The sequence below is a fragment of the Rhizobium sp. P32RR-XVIII genome (assembly GCF_012641395.1).
GTDB lineage: Bacteria > Pseudomonadota > Alphaproteobacteria > Rhizobiales > Rhizobiaceae > Rhizobium.
Genome location: NZ_JABAIH010000004.1, coordinates 285,743 through 303,151 on the forward strand (window position 1 = coordinate 285,743; position 17,409 = coordinate 303,151).

General features: G+C 60.3%; 16 protein-coding genes. 10 read left to right on the top strand and 6 right to left on the bottom strand.

Features of this window, described 5'->3' with window-relative positions:
* Positions 1–57 precede the first annotated feature (57 nt).
* Both HGP14_RS14590 and HGP14_RS14595 read left to right on the top strand, forming a co-directional pair.
* A complete protein-coding gene (locus HGP14_RS14590; protein ID WP_168830581.1) occupies positions 58–402 on the top strand; it encodes a hypothetical protein in 345 nt (114 codons plus the stop codon).
* 285 nt (positions 403–687) lie between these two features.
* Positions 688–1,797, top strand: coding sequence for an NADH:flavin oxidoreductase/NADH oxidase (locus HGP14_RS14595; RefSeq protein WP_168830582.1), 1,110 nt, complete (start codon positions 688–690; stop codon positions 1,795–1,797).
* A 69-nt stretch (positions 1,798–1,866) separates the two neighbouring features.
* Here the strand turns inward: HGP14_RS14595 and HGP14_RS14600 are convergent, their stop codons facing one another.
* On the bottom strand, positions 1,867–2,346 hold the full coding sequence (locus HGP14_RS14600; RefSeq protein ID WP_168830583.1) for a tetratricopeptide repeat protein: 480 nt from the start codon (positions 2,344–2,346) through the stop codon (positions 1,867–1,869).
* Positions 2,347–2,363: 17 nt separating this feature from the next.
* Positions 2,364–3,338 carry an MBL fold metallo-hydrolase gene (locus HGP14_RS14605; RefSeq protein ID WP_168830584.1) on the bottom strand — a complete coding sequence of 325 codons (975 nt, stop codon included), beginning with the start codon at positions 3,336–3,338 and terminating at the stop codon, positions 2,364–2,366.
* Positions 3,339–3,621: 283 nt separating this feature from the next.
* Here HGP14_RS14605 and HGP14_RS14610 point away from each other — a divergent pair, with 283 nt between their 5' ends.
* Together HGP14_RS14610 and HGP14_RS14615 are read left to right on the top strand one after the other, a co-directional pair.
* Entirely contained in the window at positions 3,622–4,374 is a 753-nt protein-coding gene (locus HGP14_RS14610; protein ID WP_168830585.1) for a sigma-70 family RNA polymerase sigma factor, read from the top strand.
* The gene (locus HGP14_RS14615; RefSeq protein WP_168830586.1) at positions 4,371–5,189 is read left to right on the top strand and encodes an anti-sigma factor family protein; all 819 of its coding nucleotides are present in this window, start codon (positions 4,371–4,373) and stop codon (positions 5,187–5,189) included. Before HGP14_RS14610 ends, HGP14_RS14615 begins: the two co-directional genes overlap by 4 nt.
* Positions 5,190–5,226: 37 nt before the next feature.
* On the opposite strand, the gene HGP14_RS14620 is transcribed toward HGP14_RS14615, so the two are convergent.
* A complete protein-coding gene (locus tag HGP14_RS14620) occupies positions 5,227–6,117 on the bottom strand; it encodes a helix-turn-helix domain-containing protein (RefSeq protein WP_168830587.1) in 891 nt (296 codons plus the stop codon).
* 117 nt (positions 6,118–6,234) lie between these two features.
* Here HGP14_RS14620 and pobA point away from each other — a divergent pair, with 117 nt between their 5' ends.
* The 6 genes from pobA to HGP14_RS14650 all read left to right on the top strand — a co-directional run bounded on the left by pobA (position 6,235) and on the right by HGP14_RS14650 (position 12,224).
* Entirely contained in the window at positions 6,235–7,407 is a 1,173-nt protein-coding gene (gene pobA, locus HGP14_RS14625; RefSeq protein WP_168830588.1) for a 4-hydroxybenzoate 3-monooxygenase, read from the top strand.
* Between the two features lie 220 nt (positions 7,408–7,627).
* Positions 7,628–8,800, top strand: a complete 1,173-nt coding sequence (locus HGP14_RS14630; protein ID WP_168830589.1) for an ABC transporter substrate-binding protein — start codon at positions 7,628–7,630, stop codon at positions 8,798–8,800.
* 96 nt (positions 8,801–8,896) lie between these two features.
* Entirely contained in the window at positions 8,897–9,760 is an 864-nt protein-coding gene (locus HGP14_RS14635) for a branched-chain amino acid ABC transporter permease (protein WP_168830590.1), read from the top strand.
* A 1-nt stretch (position 9,761) separates the two neighbouring features.
* Positions 9,762–10,766, top strand: a complete 1,005-nt coding sequence (locus HGP14_RS14640) for a branched-chain amino acid ABC transporter permease (RefSeq protein ID WP_168830591.1) — start codon at positions 9,762–9,764, stop codon at positions 10,764–10,766.
* Positions 10,763–11,527 (top strand): ABC transporter ATP-binding protein, encoded by a 765-nt coding sequence (locus HGP14_RS14645; protein ID WP_168830592.1) that lies wholly within the window; start codon positions 10,763–10,765, stop codon positions 11,525–11,527. Before HGP14_RS14640 ends, HGP14_RS14645 begins: the two co-directional genes overlap by 4 nt.
* The gene (locus tag HGP14_RS14650; protein WP_168830593.1) at positions 11,508–12,224 is read left to right on the top strand and encodes an ABC transporter ATP-binding protein; all 717 of its coding nucleotides are present in this window, start codon (positions 11,508–11,510) and stop codon (positions 12,222–12,224) included. Before HGP14_RS14645 ends, HGP14_RS14650 begins: the two co-directional genes overlap by 20 nt.
* Before the next feature lie 137 nt (positions 12,225–12,361).
* Here HGP14_RS14650 and HGP14_RS14655 read toward each other — a convergent pair whose 3' ends face one another.
* The 3 genes from HGP14_RS14655 to HGP14_RS14665 form a co-directional block, all read right to left on the bottom strand.
* On the bottom strand, positions 12,362–14,146 hold the full coding sequence (locus HGP14_RS14655; protein WP_168830594.1) for an ABC transporter ATP-binding protein: 1,785 nt from the start codon (positions 14,144–14,146) through the stop codon (positions 12,362–12,364).
* A 13-nt stretch (positions 14,147–14,159) separates the two neighbouring features.
* A complete protein-coding gene (locus HGP14_RS14660; protein WP_168830595.1) occupies positions 14,160–15,299 on the bottom strand; it encodes a glycosyltransferase family 2 protein in 1,140 nt (379 codons plus the stop codon).
* A 75-nt stretch (positions 15,300–15,374) separates the two neighbouring features.
* Positions 15,375–16,427, bottom strand: a complete 1,053-nt coding sequence (locus HGP14_RS14665; RefSeq protein WP_409527079.1) for an acyltransferase family protein — start codon at positions 16,425–16,427, stop codon at positions 15,375–15,377.
* Positions 16,428–17,409: the final 982 nt, after the last annotated feature.

Below are 17,409 nucleotides of genomic sequence, written 5' to 3' on the forward strand. Positions count from 1 at the left end.
GCATTGCATGGAACCTTTTATGCACTTGGTAGTTTCAGAGTGTACAGGAGGACTACTATGACCAATGATTTCAATCGACCCGGCCCCGATCTGCGTACGACGCCGACCACCGAGCGTCGTTCGCCATGGACAATGTGGATCGGTATTGCGGTTGTCGTTCTGATCATCGCCCTGGCAGCGATCTACTGGCCTCGCAGAAGCGAAACGCCAGCCACGCCGCCCGCCGGCGAAACGACCACAACCACACCGCCGGCCACGTCGACTGCGCCCGCTACTCCGCCAGCAAGCGAGTCAGCGCCAGCCACGCCGCCAGCGGCAACTCCGCCGGCCACGGAGCCAGCGCCAGCAACGCCACCGGCGACCCCAGCAACGCCACCGGCGAACCCGCCAGCGCAGCAGTAATGAAACGCCCGCCATCCAAGGCGGGCTTTTCTTTCCTGAGATGAATGCCACTCCGTTCTCGAAAGGGAACGGGGTGCGTTCGCGACGGTGATTGCCGCTTTCCTTCCTCCCCGATCAAACCTGATTGCCGGCTAGGCAACGCCTTCTCATCGAATGATCCGGTGCTTGCGGTCGATATCGATTCGCCACTCACAGCATCGTGTCGTTGCTCCTTTGCGCGGTCAGGCGTAGAAGCGCAGCTTGCTGTCGAACGACGGTTGGAATCGAAATGTTTGGAGAAACCAGGTGAGCGGAACGAAACTTTTTTCGCCTTTCGAAATCGGCGGGCTGACCCTCAAGAACCGCATCGTCATTGCGCCCATGTGCCAGTATTCGGCCGAAGACGGCAAGATGACCGACTGGCATCTCATGCATCTCGGCAACCTGGCCGCATCGGGCGCTGGCATTCTGACGATCGAGGCCACGGCCGTGACGCCGGAAGGCAGGATATCCTACGGCGATGTCGGGCTCTATTCGGACGAGTCCGAGCTTGCCATGGGACGCGTTCTGGATTCCATACGCCGCTGGTCCGATATGCCGATCGCGATACAGCTCGGCCATGCGGGGCGAAAAGCCTCGAGCGAGGTTCCATGGAAGGGCGGCGGCCAAATTCCTCCCGGCAAACCCGGCGGATGGAAGACGGTTGCCCCAAGCGACCTGCCATTCCAGCCGTCATACGATCGCCCGGAGGCGCTGGATCGCGACGGGCTGGAGCGAGTCAGGTCCGCTTTCGCGGCTGCCGCCAGGCGGGCTGCGGCGCTGGACTTGAACGCCGTTCAGATCCATGGCGCACACGGGTACCTTCTTCATCAGTTTCTATCGCCGTTGTCCAACAAGCGAACCGACCAATACGGAGGCTCGCTGGAAAACCGGATGCGCTTCCCCTTGGAAGTGTTCGACGCCGTGCGGGACGCTTTTCCCGCCGGCCGCCCCGTTACGATGAGAGTGTCTGCGACGGATTGGGTCGACGGCGGATGGGATGTTTCGGAGACCATCGAGTTCGCCAAGGCGCTCGAAGCGCGCGGGTGCAGCGCTATTCACGTTTCAAGCGGAGGCCTTTCGGCCGACCAGCAGATTGCGATCGGCCCGAGCTACCAGGTACCGTTTGCCAGACAGGTGAAGGCGGCGGTGCGGATGCCCGTGATCGCCGTTGGATTGATCACCGAGTTCGAGCAGGCCGAGGCGATCGTCAGTACCGGCGACGCGGATCTGATCGCTCTTGCGCGGGCGATCCTTTATGATCCCAGGTGGCCCTGGCATGCGGCTGCGCATTTCAACGAGACCGTTACGGCGCCAGATCAATATTTGCGATCCCAGCCACGGCAGTACAAGAAGCTCTTCGACCATCGGGGCTAAGTGCCCCCGTTGCTGACTGCCGCCCTCGGGGGCGAGAGCAGACGGCGCACCGCCTGCTCTCGCTGATCGTCAGTTGCTCGCCTTTTGCATCGCGACCTTCTCGGCGATTGCCTTGGCCAGATCGTCGCGCTCCTCGCAGCCGTTCGGGCAGAGCTTCGTCAGCCGTTCGAGCTGTTCGTTGGCCTTGGCCATATCGCCGGTTTCGACATAGAGCTCGCCTAGATACTCGCGGGCGGCCTTGTGGTCGGGCTCGAGCTCCAGTGCCTTGGTGTAATAGGTGAGCGATGTCCTGTAGTCGCCTGTCTTGCGCAGGGCAAAGCCAAGCAGGTTGTAAACATCGGCCTGCTGGGTATCCTCCGCAAGGCCGCGAAGCTCTGTGAGCGCACCCTGATAATCCCTGGCAGCGATCTTGGCGCGCACCGACGTCAAATCCGGTGCGTTCGTCGATTCGATGTTGTCGACGGCAAAGGCCGGGACGGCCTTGACCGCCGAAACCGCGGCGACGGCCGCCATCAGGATGATCGCTCCAGTCAGAATATGCCTCTTCATGGTCTTTTCTCCTTCTCTCAAGCCTGGATGGTAGGGGTAAAGCCGTAGGCGTTGCCGTCCTTGACGAAGGTGCCGTACCCCGGGAACGGAAAATGCGAGCCGCAGATCGCGATCTTGTCGGCGATCACGCGGTCGACGAGCTTGCGGCGCGTGTCGATCGCCATCGGTCCGTCCTGATCGTAGGCCCCCTGCCATTCCGGATGCGGAGCGAGCAGCGCCGGCACGTACATGATGTCGGCGGATACCATCAGCTGTTCACTTCCGCCATCGACCAGATAGACGGAGTGACCGGGCGTATGCCCTGGCGCGGCGACGATATGGACGCCGGGCGCCACCTCGGCGCCGTCCTCGACAAGCCTCCAGTTCTTCCATTTCGGAAATACCTCGGCGATGCGCTTGCCTGCCGGCTTTCTGCCTTCCGCGAGCTTTTCGACACGGCCCGGCTCCGTCCACCAATTATATTCCGCCGCGTTGACGATCAACTCGGCATCCGGAAAGACGGCCGCATTGGTGCCTTTCTCCATCAACCCCCAGACATGATCCGGATGGAAATGCGAGATCGCGATCGTGTTGATCTTCGTGTAGTCGATACCGGCCGCCATCATGTTGGCGGGCAGATGCGTGGCATTCGCCTGCCACTGGCCGACGCCCGATCCGGCGTCCATCATGATCAGCCGATCGCCGATCTTCAGGACGACGACGGTGAGCGGAATCGGCATGAACTCGGTCGGAAGTCCGGCTTTGGCGAGGGCCTCCTTGGTGTCTTCGATCGATGCGTTCTTGATGAAGGCCGGGTCGTGCGGCTTGCGCCAGATGCCGTCATAGACGGCGGTGACCTCGACCGATCCGACCCTGTATCTGTAGAAGCCGACCTCTGGTTCGTCAGGCGTATTGGCAAAGGCCGGCGAAACGAATTCCAGTTTCGAAGCAAGACCGAAAGCCGCCCCTGCGGCAGCGGTGCTGAGAACGGTACGGCGCGTCATGATGAACATCGCAAGTCTCCTCTCGTTGCGTGAACTGCGTCAGCGGAAGCCCCGGAACGGGTGCCGCTGTCGAACAAGATCGGAGACCCTCAACCGTTATTCCCGAGATATCGGGCAATCTGCATAAGCCGATGAAACGGATGGGAGATTTTTTCAACGGCATAGGAACCGCGGCTGCCGGCCTTCAAAAAAGCGGTATCTGGACGGAATAAAATAACAGGCTGAGTGATCTAGCCTGCAGAAGATATGCCTATGCGTGCGTCGAGCGAACGGAGCGGTGGAGTCCGGGAAGATGATGACAGAGGCTGAGATCAATCCGTTCTCCTTCGAGCGCCGGCCTTTCGCATGGAACCATCATCGGCCGATTGCGCTTGCCATCCGGGCAGCGGCTTTGCTCGTCGAGGCTGTGTCCGCTGCCGTGACCATGTCAGTGGAGACGGAGCGATCGTCGCGGGATGCGAAAGCGGCGGCGCATATGCCGGCTGCATCGACCGAGACGATGCAGCGGTTCCGGAGAACCATCCTCCCGCATCTTGACGACGCCTATAATTTTGCCCGTTTTCTCAGCCGCGACGCCGATGCGGCGGGCGATATCGTTCAGGAAGCCTTCCTGCGCGCTTACCGCGGCTTCGAGGGGTATCGGGGCGGTGATCCGCGCGCCTGGACGTTCGCGATCGTAAGGAACTGCTATCGCGCCTGGTTGCTTGATGGCCGGCAGAAGGCACGTTTCGAAGTGCCAATGGCGGAGGATGCGCATGCCCACGAGGCCGATTCCGCGACATACCAGGTCCCATCGGACGACGACACGCCGGAGATGTCGATCATCCGCAGAAGCGAGGCGGAACGTGTGCGGCAGGTGATCGGCGCTCTTTCGGATCCCATGCGCGAGGTGCTGGTGCTGCGGGAGCTCGAAGGCCTTTCCTATCGGCAGATAGCGGAAATCATCGACGCGCCTATCGGCACTGTCATGTCCAGGCTTGCACGGGCACGCGACGAATTCGGCAATGCCTGGCTGGCCTTGGAAAAGGGCGAGGCGAAGCGATGAGCGGCGAGCAACAGAAGGGCTGCCCCGAATGGGGTGTCATGCTCAACGGCTTCGTCGATGGGGAGCTAGATGCCGTTCACGCCGCGCAGTTCGAGGCGCATCTCGCGGGTTGCGCGTCCTGCGGGGTGGAGCTGGAAAGGGTCGCGGCGATGCGGAGGGTCGTAGGCCAGCCCGGCGTCAAGTGGAGCATGCCCGAAGAGGTGCGCTCGCGGGTGCTCGGCGGCATATCACTGGAACATGCCGTGACGGGCAGCGGCTGGAACCCAGCCGCGGCAGATAGAGGCATCTGGGCGCGCGCACTGCGCATTATCCGGCAATGGAGCCTCGTGCCGTCGCTGGCCGCACTGGCAGCGAGTGCTTTTCTGTTCATCAATGCACCGCATCGAGATGCTGCCGTCGAGGATCAGATTATCGCGAGCCATGTCCGCTCCCTGCTTGCCGATCATCTGGCGGACGTGCAGACCTCGGACCGGCATACAGTCAAGCCCTGGTTCAACGGCAAGATCGATTTTTCGCCGCCGGTCGTCGATCTGGCAGGGCAGGGCTTTCCCCTGATTGGAGGCAGGGTCGACTACGTCGACGGAAAGGTCGTCGCGGCGCTCATCTACCGGGCCCGCGGCCACGTGATCAATCTCTTCATATGGCCGGATGCGCCGGCGACGCAGGGCCGCGTCGCGCGCGACGGTTACAATATGAGCGAATGGTCGAGCGATGGTCTGGTCTTCTGGGCGATATCCGATATCAGTGCCGAAGACCTTGCCGTGTTCCGCGACAGCTTCAGGGCACAGGCCAGCCCCGGGGAAGTGCTTCCCTAATGCCGCTTATTGGCGGAAGATGTGCGCGTAACCGAGATCAACCTCTATCAAGCCTGCTCTTTTCCATCCTGCGCCAGGCTCGCGGCGTTTCACCTGTATGCTTGAAGAAAAAGCGCGAGAAGTAAGCAGGGTCTGCAAAACCAAGCCGATAGCTGATCTCCTGCACGGATCCGAGCGTAAAGACGAGTTCCCGTTTCGCTTCATCGATGAGTTTGCCGGCAATCAGCTCGCTTGCGGTGTTTCCTGTCACTGATCGCACGATGCGGTTGAGATGCGTCGGCGAGACGCCAAGTTCCCTGGCGTAGAAGGAGGCCGGCTTATGTGAACGGAAGTGCTGCAGGATCATGCCGTTCAAAAGCTCGATGCGGCGTTCGTTTTCGTCTGTTGAAAGGTGGTTGGGGTCTCCTTCGTGGGAGATTCTCGCCGTGAGCCGCAGAGCCATGGAAACATAGGAATCGAGCAGCTCGTGCCGGCCGCTGCGGCGGTCCTCATACTCTTTGCCGAGACGCTCGAGCGTCTGCATCACATAGGCGGCATCGGCACTTCCTGGATCGAGCGGCGTGAGGTGCGGTGCAGCGAGCCATTCGCCAAGACGGCTTCGATGACTGTGCAGATGGCTGAGCTGAGAGCTCACGATCGTGATCACCAGGCCGTCGATATCGCGCGAGAAGCGGAAACCGTGATTGAGCCTCGGAGGAACAGTCACGACGGCGGGCGGACGAATGGCGTGGCTGACTTCACCAAAAGTCGCATCGCCTGATCCAGCCTCGATGTACAATATCTGAAAGAAACTCTCATGGCGATGAAGCCGGATTTCCCAGTGGTGGAGACTGCTGCGAGAGGGAATCGTTTCGCAATGCAGCCAAAAATACGGCTCCTTCCCGGTGTTTTCGCCGTAAAGCTCATAGGTCGGAACATGTCTCGCCATTGGTCTCCTCCGCCACCAATGTTCGATTAGTGCAGTTTTTCGGCTGGAATGTCCATTGTTGCCTCCAGCGCTAACGGGCAGAGTTTGTCAAAACGTGAGGTTGCAGGGAGGAAGCGGTTGCGGACCCAGATCGCCATCATTGGCTCGGGACCTTCGGGTCTGCTGCTCGGTCAGCTTCTGACGGAAGCCGGCATCGACAACGTCATTCTTGATCGGGTGGGCAAAGACTACATTCTCGGCCGCGTGCGGGCCGGCGTGCTGGAAGAGGGCACGGTCGGTCTGCTGGACGAAGCGAAGGCCGGTGCACGCCTGCATGCCGAAGGCCTGCCGCATGATGGCTTCTCACTGGCCTTCGACGGGCGCGACCATCGCATTGACCTTCATGGCCTCTCCGGCGGCAAGCGCGTCACGGTCTATGGCCAGACGGAAGTGACCCGCGACCTGATGGAGCGGCGCGAAATCAGCGGTGCCCCGACGGTCTACGAGGCCGCCAATGTCCAGCCGCACGATTTTGACGGGCATTCTCCTTATGTGTCTTATGAAAAAGACGGCGTAACGCATCGGATCGACTGCGATTTCATTGCAGGCTGCGATGGCTTCCATGGCGTTTCCCGCAAGGCCGTACCGCAGAAATCGATCCGCACTTTCGAAAAGGTCTATCCCTTCGGCTGGCTCGGCATCCTTGCCGACGTGCCTCCCGTCAATCACGAGCTGATCTACGCCAACCACCCGCGCGGCTTCGCGCTCTGTTCCATGCGTTCGGCAAGCCGCAGCCGCTACTATATTCAATGCTCCCTCGACGAGAAGATCGAGGACTGGAGCGACGAGCGCTTTTGGGACGAGCTGCGGCGGCGCCTGCCTGTCCACCATGCCGAGGCGCTGAGTACCGGACCTTCCTTCGAGAAGTCGATCGCTCCGCTCCGCTCGTTCGTCGCTGAGCCCATGCGCTTCGGCCGGCTCTTCCTGGTGGGCGATGCCGCCCATATCGTGCCGCCGACCGGCGCCAAGGGGCTCAATCTCGCGGCAAGCGACGTACACTATCTCTTTTCGGGCCTTGTCGAACACTACCAGGACCATTCCAACACCGGCATCGACGCCTATTCGGCGCGTGCGCTCGCCCGTGTCTGGAAGGCTGTTCGCTTCTCCTGGTGGATGACGACCATGATGCACCGCTTTCCCGATACGAGCGATTTCGACCAGAAGATCCAAGAGGCCGAACTCGATTATCTCGTCCATTCCCGCGCTGCCTCGACGGCGTTGGCGGAAAACTACGTGGGGCTGGCCTATTGATGATGTCCCGCCTTCCGCCGATCGAGATCGTCTGCTGCCGACCGCGAGGAAACGGGAGACCGTTTTCGCTCGGCCCGGCACTTCCGATGCACCTGAAATCATCACCGCAAAATTATGAATTCAGGGGCTTATTTCATTTTACATTACCGTTTTGAATGACAGACTGAAACCAAGCATGGCTGGCTCCACGCCAGCCGGTCAAATATCCAGGGGAGGAACCATGAAGAAGCTTGTTCTAGCCGCCGTTGCGGCAATTGTCATGAGCAGCGCAGCCTACGCCGACACGATCAAGGTGGGGGTCATCGGACCGTTTTCGGGTCCGTTCGCACTACAAGGCAAGAATTTCAAAGCCGGCATCGACGCCTACATGGCGATGAACGGCAACAAGGTCGGCGATGACACCGTCGAGATCATCTATCGCGATGTGCCGCAGGCCGATCCGGCCCAGTCGAAAGCGCAGGCGCAGGATCTCATCGTCAAAGAGAAGGTGCAGTATCTCGCCGGCTTTTATTTTACGCCCGACGCCATGGCCGTCACTCCGATCCTGAAGCAGGGCAACGTGCCGATGGTGATCATGAACGCCGCCACCTCGGCGATCGTGACGAAGAGCCCGCTCGTCGTGCGCACCTCCTTCACCACTTGGCAGACCTCGACGCCGATCGCCAAGGTCGCGTTCGACAGTGGCGTGAAAAAGGTGATCTCGGTGGTCAGCGACTATGGCCCGGGCGTCGATGCCGAAAACGCCTTCAAGGCCGGCTTCGAAAAGGCTGGCGGGCAGGTGGTCGAGGCGATCCGCATGCCGCTCACCACCAACGACTTCAGCCCGATCATGCAGCGTATCAAGGATTCCGGCGCGCAGGGCGTCTTCGCCTTCCTGCCCTCCGGCCCGACGACGCTTGGCTTCGTCAAGGCCTATAACGAAAACGGCCTCAAGGACGCCGGCATCAAGTTCTTCGCCCCGGGCGACCTGACGCAGGAATCCGATCTGCCGGCGCTCGGCGATGCGGCGCTCGGCATCCAGACGACATTCCACTATGCCGTCTCGCACGACTCGCCGGAAAACAAGGCTTTCGTCGAGGCCGCAGCCAAAGCAATCGGCAACAAGGCCGAGCTTTCCTTCCCGGCCGTCAGCGCCTATGACGGCATGTATGTCATCTATAAGATGATCGAAGCGACCGGCGGCAAGCAGGATGCGCAGAAGGCTGTCGATGCCGTGAAGGGGCTTTCCTGGACGAGCCCGCGCGGTCCGGTTTCGATCGATCCGGAAAGCCGCCACATCACGCAGAACATCTACCTGCGCGAGGTCGCCAAGGCCGCTGACGGGACCTACATCAACAAGGAAGTCCAGACCTTCGAAAAGCAGGGCGATCCGGGCCTTGCGGCCGCGAAGTAATATCTGGCCCCTCGAAACTGCGACGGACCCGGCGGGATCCATCCCGCCGGAACCGCATGGGCAGGCGAGGCCGCCGCATAACACCGGGATATTTCCATGCAGACAGTCTTCAGCATAGCCGTCGACGCGCTTGCCTATGGCATGGTGCTGTTCGTCATATCCATCGGCCTCTCGGTTACCATGGGCCTGATGCGTGTCGTCAACCTTGCCCACGGCGCCTTTGCGATGATCGGCGGTTATGTCGCCTCCTATGTCGCCCGTGACCTTGGACTTGGCTATGCTGCAGCAGTGGTCGCCGCAGTTGCTGCGACCATCGTCATCGCCATCCCCATCGAACGCTTTCTGTACCGCCGGATCTACGGTGCACCTGAGCTCACGCAGGTGTTGATGACGATCGGCATCACCTTTTGCATCATCGGCATTGCGAATTACCTCATGGGTCCGACGCTGAAGACAATTCCGCTTGCGGCGGCCCTGCAAGGATCGGCCGATATCGGTTTCCGCACGATCCCCGTTCACCGCCTCTTTGCTATCGTCTGCGGGCTTGCCGTGGCGCTGGTGCTCTGGTTCATGATCGACCGGACGAGCTTCGGTGTGAAGCTGCGCGCTTCCGTCGACAATGCCCCCATGGCGGCTGCGCTCGGCGTGCGCACGGAAGTCATCTATGCCGTCAGTTTCGCCGTCGCTGTCGGCCTTGCTGCCTTCGGTGGCGTCGTCGGCGCCGAGTTGCTGCCGATCGAGCCCTACTACGCCCTTCGATACATGGTGACGTTCCTTGTCGTGGTCTCGGTCGGCGGGGCCGGATCCATCCCCGGTGCCCTGATTGCCTGCCTGCTTCTCGGCGCGATCGATACGACCGGGCGCTATCTCATGCCGGAGTTCGGCGAGTTCTTCTTCTATCTTGCCGTGATCGGGATCATCTGCATCTTCCCGCGCGGCCTCGGCGGACGGGTGCACTGACATGACGCTTGCCATGAACGACAAGGCTGTCCTCATTCAGCGCCGCCGTCGGGCGCTCAGCCGCGATCTTGCCGGCATTGCCGCTATCGTCGTCGCAGCAGCAATCGGCTATGTCCTCTTTCCCGACAATCTGGCGCTTCTCACCCGGATCATCGCGATGGCCCTCCTGGTGCTGTCCCTCGACCTCGTGACCGGCTATTGCGGTATCGCCACCCTTGGCCATGCCGCCCTGTTCGGTTCCGGCGCTTATGCCGCAGGCATTCTCTCGGCGCATTATGGGATCAACGATCCGCTGGCGATGACGCTTGCCGGTCTGGCCGGCGGTGCGGCCGCTGGCCTTCTCTGCGGCGCCATCATCCTTCGCGCGCATGGGCTGCCGCAGCTCGTTCTGTCGATCTCGCTGATCTACCTTTTCCATGAATTCGCCAACAAGGCTTCCTCGTGGACGGGCGGCAGCGACGGGCTTTCCGGCATCTCGCCCGATCCCGTCTTCGGCACCTTCGAATTCGATCTCTACGGCCACACCGCCTATTTCTTCGGTGTTGCCCTGCTTCTGATCGCCTTCGTGCTGCTGCGCATTCTCGTGCGCTCGCCCTTCGGCATGCTCTGCCGCGGGATCCGGGAGGATTCCTTGCGCATCCGTGCCATGGGAGCGTCGCCGACGGCGGCTCTCCTCAGGATGTATGTCATCGCGGGCGTGGTTGCGGGTGCCGGCGGTGCGCTGAACGCGATCTCGACGCAGGTCGTCGGCCTGGACAGCCTCTCCTTCACCCAGTCGGCCGAGGCGCTGGTCATGCTGGTGCTCGGCGGCACCGGCTCGCTCTTCGGAGCGCTGTCGGGAACGATCATCTTCATGCTCTTCGAGGATTACGTCTCCGCCGCCAATCCCTTTCACTGGCTGACGATGTTGGGGGCACTGCTGATTGCCGTCGTGCTCTTCGCCCCGAAGGGGATCTACGGAACGGCCGCCGTCTATATCGCCCGCCGCAAGGAGGCGCGCCCATGACCCCGGTTTTCGAAGTTTCCAACCTCAGGAAGGCTTTTGGCGGCCTTGCCGTCACCAACGACGTCTCTCTCGCGATGGCGCCCGGCGACCGCATCGCGCTGATCGGCCCGAACGGCGCCGGCAAGACCACCTTCGTCAACCTCGTCACCGGCAACCTGCCGCCGGATTCGGGCGAAGTCCGGCTTGGCGGCGAAACGGTCACGAAGGTCAACGCGATCGGCCGCGTCAGGCGGGGGCTTGTCCGCTCCTTTCAGGTGACCCGCCTTTTCCAGGATATGACACCGGCGGAGCACGTGGCGCTTGCCGTTCTTCGCAGGGAAGGGCGCACTGGCCGGCTCTTCGGCAATTTTCTCGCGATGCCCGACGTGATGGCCGAGGTCGATGAGCTTCTCGACAAACTCGGCTTGGCGGCCCTGATGCACAGCAAGGTCGGCGAGATCGCCTACGGCCAGCAAAGGCTGCTGGAAATCGCCGTGGCGCTCGCCTTGAAGCCGAAGGTGCTTCTGCTCGACGAGCCCGCGGCCGGCGTGCCGCAAAGCGATACCGGCCGCATCGAGCAGGCGCTTGCCGACCTGCCCGCCGATCTTGCCGTGCTGATGATCGAGCACGACATGGACCTCGTCTTCCGTTTCGCAAAGCGCGTCATCGTTCTTGCGGCCGGCACCATCATCTTCGACGGATTGCCCGCCGACGTCACCAAGGATGCTCGCGTGCGCGAGGCCTATCTCGGGAGCTATGCCCATGCCAGCCCTGCCGCTTGAGGTCGAAAATCTCTCTGCCGGCTATGGCCCGACAAAGGTGCTCGAAGGCGTTTCCTTCTCTGTGCCCGCCGGCCAGCGCCTTGCCGTCCTCGGCCGCAACGGCATGGGCAAGACGACGCTGCTTGCGACGCTTGCCGGCCAGACGAAGCGCTATGACGGCCGCATCCGGCTTGGCGACGCGGATCTGACCACGGCCCCGAGCGCCACCCGTGCCCATCATGGGCTCGGCTATGTGCCGCAGGCGCGCTGCATATTTCCCACCCTGACGGTCGAAGAGAACCTGTTCGTCGGCCTCAAGGGCCGGCCGAAAGGCGCGCTCGAAGAAGCCTACGTCATGTTTCCGCGCCTGAAGGAGCGCCGCCGCAACCTCGGCAGCCAGCTTTCAGGCGGCGAGCAGCAAATGCTCTCCACCGCCCGCACGATCCTCGGCCGTCCATCCGTGCTCTTGCTCGACGAACCGCTCGAGGGCTTGGCTCCCGTCATCTGCGAGGAACTGATGGCGGCCTTCGCGGAACTCGCCAAGGCAGGCGACATGACAATCCTGCTCGTTGAGCAGCGCATCCAGAGCGCGCTCGACTTCGCCGATCACGTCATCATCCTCGAGCGCGGCCGGCTTGCCTGGGTGGGTACGCCATCGGAGCTGGCAAAGGATCACGATACGGTTGAACGCCTGCTCGGAGTTGGCGGACTGGAATAAGGCGCCAGCAAAGTGCGCGACAAGGCTGCAAGTGCGCTGAGAATTAGCAGCCGTCTTCGATGCTCATATGTCGATACTGATGGCGGTGACTTTGCGGGGGCTCCCTAATCCTTTAGTCGGGAGTGGTAGCCCCCCGCCTACGACGACAGCCCTTCATGTTCGTAGAGCTGGTCCATGCTCAATGTCGCGACCTCGGCAAAGGGGATCTGATTCCTAACCCGGCCACCATCGAGTATGACGACTTCGTCGCAAAATGAAATGGTGCTGCGGTGATGGCTGATGACGATTGTCGTGCGACGACCGGCTCTCGATTTCAAGGTCTCAACGATTGCGGCTTCGGACAATCCGTCCATGGCGTTCGTGGCCTCGTCCAGAATCAGAATTTCCGGATCACGCACCAAGGCCCTTGCTAGCGCGACCCGCTGCCGTTGCCCCGCCGAAAGACTGGCTCCCCTGTAGCCGACGAGAGTCTCATATCCGTCAGGCAGCTTCTCGATGAACTCGTGCGCCTCAGCGAGCTTCGATGCGCTCTCCGCCTCGGCGAGCGATGCATTGTGACCATAGGTAATGTTTTCCAGGATCGTACCCTCAACCAGCTCGAGGTCCTGGCTGGCGAGCGCAATTCGTCTTCGCCATAGGACAGGATCGATTTTATTGAGTGAGACGCCGTCGATCATAATGTTTCCCTCATCGGGTTCCACAAATCGGCACAGAAGATTGACGATCGTGGTTTTTCCAGCGCCGGATCGTCCGACAATTGCCGTTGACCGGCCTTGGCGGACTTCGAAGGTCGCGCCGCGCAGCACCACAGGTCGCGAGCCGGAGCCTGGATATTTCAAACTCACGCGGTCGAATTTGATCTGTTTGGGGAGTGCGGGAACCACGCGGTTTCCTGATGGCGGCGCCGGTTTGTCAGACGAATCCAAGAGCCACCTGACCTCTTCCAGCGAACCGCTCCAGCTTTGCACCTGGCTCCATGCCATTTGCAGCGAACGTACATGCGGTTGCAGCCGATAAAGCAGGACCACGAAAGCCACGATAATCGGAAAACTTACGCCCCAAACCCAGGCACTCACGACGACGGTTAGAAAAAGAGCCGAATGCAGCACTTCGGTTAGCGGAGGCAGTACTGCCTGGCGGGATTGTAGAACGAACCCTGCTTTGCGCACGGCATCCGAAGCGGAATCAAAGAATGCTTTCTCGCGCTGTTCCTGTCCGAATGCACGGATTAATCGCCCGGCGTGCACGAGATGGAGCATCCGGGCGGCAAGTTCGCTGTTGAACGAAGTGACATTGCGGCTCAGGGCTTTCAGAGTGGCTGACAGGGCTGCGTGAATAGCCTGAATGAGAACAAGCCCAAGTGCGACGCCCAATGTCATCTGCCACGAAAGAAGCAAGAGGAAGGCGAGCAAAATGACGGCTGCCGATGCGTAGACGATCGACGCGAGGACAGATTGTATTGCATCCGAAGCCCGCCAGGATTCGGTGGAGATGATGTTCAGCAGCCGCCCAGGGCTTTGCTGGAGGAAAAACGGGTATCCAATCGTCAAAAGCTGGCCGGCAAGAGAGCTTCGGATTGCATGGCCAGCTTTCCCATAGATGAAATTGGTGAGCACGGCGTTGGCGAACGCTAGGACATTCTTCAGGATGATCAATCCCAGGATGGCGCCTGCGATCACAATCAGCCTTGTCCGGTCATCCAAGCCGGCACCCACTTGCTGGAAGGCCGCTGAGAGGCCGGCCAGTCCCGAGGGATCCTTATCGCCGGCGATAATACCCAGCATCGGAATGATGAGACCAATGCCTGTGCCTTCAAGGACGGCGCTGCTTAGCCCTAAAACAACGACAACCGCAACCAGGCTCAGCCGCGCGCCCAGCGCCTGACGCAAAAGCCGAAGACTTGACGTAACGAATTCTAGCATGGCGGTTGTGACCTCAGAAGCCGGACGAGAGCGCGGGATTTTGCGGTGCTCCTGCGAGCCCGCTAAGCGGCTGTACGGTTTCGATGCGCACCGACTGACAGTAACGTACCAGCGCGTCCAGTCGCCGGGTTGCGCGATCTGACATCCGGCCCAACAATGGCGAGCGGAGGGCGGAGTGAAGACCGTATCGTTCTCGACGTCGGATAACCTGCCACTTTCCGGTTCGCGCGAGAAAGTCGTGCGTTAGCTCCGGTTGCTGCGCATCGACAATCAACCGATACAGGAAGTAGAAGAGACACAAGGCTCCGTCCGCATAGCTGGAGGATGTCGGCTCCAGTTGCGCGGCAATTTTTCGGTCTATCGTTAGGATGCAATTTGCGGCCCGGCGTACCGTCCCGCAAGTGACGGCAGTGCCGATGTCACGAAGGGCGTCGGGATCGTCGCCAAGAAATTGCTGCCCGAGATTCTCGGTAACGATCTTCAGGTGGGTTCGGCGCATTTGCTGCTTGTGCCTGCTGGTGACGCTGTCGTCGTGAATACGATAGGCGACCAGGCTCTCATCGATCATGGCGGCTGGAAGCTCTCGTGCGATGCGCCTGAAGAGATCGAAGTCCTCCGCGTGGACATAGCCGGCATCATATACCAGCATGCCGTCGGGGATGACCTTGCGGTTGTACATCACGGTCGAGTGCATGAAGATCGTAAAGAACATCGACAGTATGTGCCACTCCCCGGACTGATAGACCGGATCTGGTTTGCCGAGTACCACTCGATTGCCGACAAGCTGATCGATGCCCGTACCACTAATCGCGAGCTCAGGCCGTTGCGCAAACAAGGCAACCTGGCGTGAAAACCGCGATGGATAGGAAATATCGTCTGCATCCATCCTGGCGATTAGATCACCGTTGGCCAGAGCGATGCCCTCGTTCAAAGTCGCAATAAGCCCGCGATTCTCCCTCGAGACAATGCGGATGCGGTCGTCGGCTTTTTGGTGCCGTTGGAGGATGGCCAGCGACTGATCGGTGGAGCCGTCATCGAGCGCGATCACTTCAAGGTGCGAGTACTCCTGACGCAGAATGCTTTCGAGCGCAGCGGCCACGTAGGCTTCAGCGTTGTAGACAGGGAGCACCACAGAGACCAATGGTTCAGACATCGTTCAGCTCTCCTGTTATCGGGAACCAGCGCTCTGGGACGCTGCGGCAATGGCATATTCGCGGACGCTTCATGTTCAGGTCCCTGCCGCCTCGCTCGCCTCGACAGGCGATGGCGCGCGGCTTTTGGAGCTGACATAAGGAAAGTGACGTTTGAGCTGGTTGAGCGGCTTCTCGAAGGCCAGCCAGGAAATCGAAGCGACCATCAATGTGGCAATGGTTCCGACCGCAAAACGTCCCGGACCCTGTTCTGAGACGTCGACTGGGATCCAGGCTTGAGCCTTGACGAGCAGCGAAAGCACAATTGGATGGAAAAGGTAAACGCCGTAGCTGACGCGTCCGATGGCGACGATGGGGGGGAGTTGTAGCAGGCGGCGGGGGGCTCCTCGCAAGCCTGACGAACCATATCCGACGAGCATGACGAAGGGTACGAGGGGCGAAAGCTCCGCGCCGATCCATGTCAGCCATTCAAGCGCGGGTGCCATGGGGACTGATTTTAGCCACAGGAAAATGATGGCGGCGGCAGTCAAGGGAAGCCAGCTTAGCCGCATCCATTGTGGCCAAACGTCGGTAGTGCGTCGATAGACGGCAAGGAGCGCGCCTCCGACAAGCGCATCCATCGACGCGGGCGGAAGAAGATCGCGCGCAAGAGATGGTGTGCCCGTCAGTGGCCAGTAGAGGCGATACGCCAGTGAAGACGTGATGACAGCGACGCAGACCGGTGCAATCAATCGGCGCGGAGCCCGCAGCATGACCAGCGGCCAGGCGATGTAAAACTGCTCCTCTATGCTGAGGCTCCAGGTGTGACACAACACCCAGGGCGCCCATTCATCGCGGAGGGCATACCAGAAGTTCGAGAGATAGAGCGCGTGCCACTTGAGGCTACCTCGAGCTCCTTCAAGGTTAACAAACCAAACGAAACCCAGAACCGCAAAGTAAGGAGGGAATATGCGCAACGCGCGGCGAATATAGAAGGATTTCAACGCAGTGGTCGGTTCATATCGAACGGTTGAACGCGCTTCCAAGAGGAGGCGTGTAATCAGGAAACCACTGAGCACAAAGAAGAGGCGAACGCCAAGATGGCCTAAAACGGATCCCCCGGTTGCCCAGAAATGGTCGTAGAGCACCATTGAAATAGCAAGAGTCCGAAGTCCATCAAGTGGCAATTCGCGTGCATGGGACATGGATCTCCTCAACCTCGAGACCCTGCTCGCCGGAGCATAGTCCCAATGACATTCGTGCAATCACCTGTGTGTTGTTCGTTCCGTTCCGGGCGGAGCGGATTGAAGTATCGAAGCACCCCTAAAAATTATAGGAAATTGGGCCAAACTGTGACGCTAGCGCAGGATCGGACTTTGGTCTGACATGGATTCTGCTAAGGATGCCGCCTGCGTGTCCAGCCGCGGGGCGACATGATCTTAAGCGCCGGCGACGGAAAGAAACAGCGCTCAGCAGTTTGTACGGCGAGTGCGATGTTGATTTTACTTTTTGTCGAATTTCAACCACTTAGGAGTGGTTTGGTGGGCCCGGAGGGAAATCCGAACAATTCCAAAAAATCCAGCAAAATCAACATATAAATGTCTGCGCTATGGTGCAGTTGTGTAGCAATAATGTGGGTAAGTCAAGACGGACGGCGCTGGATTTGGGTTTCCGCCATAGAGCCTCACCCGCGAGCGCGGATAGTAATGGATGAGGAATTGACCCGTCGCAGCTCACAAACGCGCATACTGGGCGCTCAGCGAGGGAAGGCAAGTATCTCGCAGCTTTGCCCCGTGGATGGCGTGCCGGCTTTCATCGGGCGGACGTGATCAGCGAACCGGACGACGTTCGATGCCGATCGGGTTGGCGAACGTAGCGGCGTGAATTGAAAGCGAGATGGATCGATATTCGCATACCGTTTCTGGAAATGCTTAGGCAGGTGGCTCCATCTGCTCATGCGCGGATCATTGATTTCTGTCGTCATCCTCGGCCCCTATAACTTATGGTTTTTATAGCAGAAGTCACCGCTCAGGGGGAGGGCTCGGGGGCAAAAGGCAAGAATAAGAATACCTCTCGGGGTTAGCTCTTCTTCTGAAAAAACGTTCACCGGGAGCGAAGCGAACCGGTAGTGGG